Source organism: Exiguobacterium sp. SH0S1 (assembly GCF_004337165.1).
In the GTDB taxonomy this organism is placed as follows: Bacteria; Bacillota; Bacilli; order Exiguobacteriales; family Exiguobacteriaceae; genus Exiguobacterium; species Exiguobacterium aurantiacum_A.
In genome coordinates this window covers 1-1685 of sequence record NZ_SJVC01000015.1, presented here as the reverse complement: position 1 = coordinate 1685, position 1685 = coordinate 1, and the positions used below count along the sequence as shown (strand labels likewise).

Below are 1685 nucleotides of genomic sequence, written 5' to 3'. Positions count from 1 at the left end.
TGAACTGCTCCCCGTCAAGTAGACAGGGTAAATAATGAAAACCAGCCTATGCGGCTTGAGCCCTGTATTCGACAGGGCTCAAGCCGTTTAGTCGTTTCTGGAGACGATCATGGTTGTAGAACGATATGTAGGCCTCGATGGCCGACGTGAGTTCGCTATAGGCCTGGAACTCACGCAGGTAGTACATCTCGACTTTCAGGGTACCCCAAAAACCCTCGATCGGGGCGTTGTCGAGACAACGTCCGACGCGAGACATGCTGTGGGTCAGTTTTGCGTCTTCCACCATGCGTTTGAACCCTCTCGATGTATATTGAAACCCTCGGTCGCTATGGATCATCGGACCCGCTCCTGTACGGAGCCCCGCGATCGCTGGGATCATCGTCTGGAAGACGAGCCCATTGTTGTTGGATTTCCCGATGCGATAGGCGACGATCGAGCCGTCATAGAGGTCGATGATCGCGCTCAGATACGCCCTCCTCCCGGCGCCATATTTGAACTCGGTGACGTCGGTGCACCATTTCTCGTCCGGTCGGGACGCGCTGAATTCTCGGTTCATCAGGTTCTCGGCCACATGCTGCGGTGAAGACTTTTTGTACCGTTTTCGCTTCTGGCGGATGACCGAACGGATCTCGTGGATGCGCATGAGACGATAGACCCGCTTCTCGTTGTATGCCGGTAGGCCATGCTGGCGTCGTCTCCGATTGACCGTCATGGTGATCCGTCGATACCCGTAGGTCCCGTTCACCTGGTCGTAGAGGAGACGGATGTCCTCCAGTAGACTCAAGTTCTCTTCCTCGCGTACCGAGACGGTACGTTTTAACCATTTATAATAGGCGGCCCGTGAGACCTGCGCGATCTCGCATAAGAGCACGACCGGGAACGTGTCGCTTATCGACATTTCCTTGATGGCCGTGTAACGCAATTGTAGCCGGATCTGGCTGATCAACCTCTCCTCTCGATCTCCTCTAACTTTTTTAGGAACAGGTTCTCGGCCCGAAGGCGCTCGTTCTCCCGCTCGATCTGTTGGATGCGACGTTCAAGCTTCTCCTCGTTGGTCAGTTCCTCTTCTTGCTTTGTCCGTCCGCGCCGGTCCTCGAGCCCGTGCACGCCGTCGGCGTCATATTTTTTCGTCCAGCCATAGACCTGCTGGTACGACACGGCGAATATCTCGGCCGTCCGTTGATAGTTCCGTCCGTTGTCCAGGCAATACCTGACGATCTCCATGCGTTCCTCGAATGTTGTCTTTCTCCCTTTGGCCATAGCTCGATCCATCCCTTTTCTCGAATCTGTTAACTCGCTATGACCAGTATACTTCTTGATCCACCGATATAGAACCGACCAACTACTAATATGATATTTGGAGAGAATCTCCATTTTGGTGAACCCATCGAGATAGTCACGTACGGCCGCGATCTTCTGTTCCTTGGTGTAATGTTTCCATGTCTTCGACTCCTTCAACGCATCGATCCCACCGGTATCGAATTTCACTTTCCACAACTGAAGGGTATCCATAGAGACGTCATGAGCCTCCTCGATTTCCTTCCAGGTGCATGTTCCTTCTTCCAGCATACGTAGTGCACTCAGTTTTTGTTCAATCGAATGCCGACTTCTCGCCATAAAAAAACACTCCCCAATAGATAAACAGATTTGTTATTTCATCTGTCTACCTATTGGGGAGCATATCA

General features: G+C 52.3%; 1 protein-coding gene. It reads right to left on the bottom strand.

The genetic code is table 11. The annotated features are described in order from the left end of the window. Positions 1-46: 46 nt before the first annotated feature. Positions 47-1617 (bottom strand): IS3 family transposase gene (locus EVJ20_RS14955; protein WP_131508754.1). Its coding sequence is split into 2 segments (ribosomal slippage): positions 47-978 and positions 978-1617, totalling 1572 coding nucleotides; the frame shifts between segments, so codons are not numbered across the junction. Positions 1618-1685: the final 68 nt, after the last annotated feature.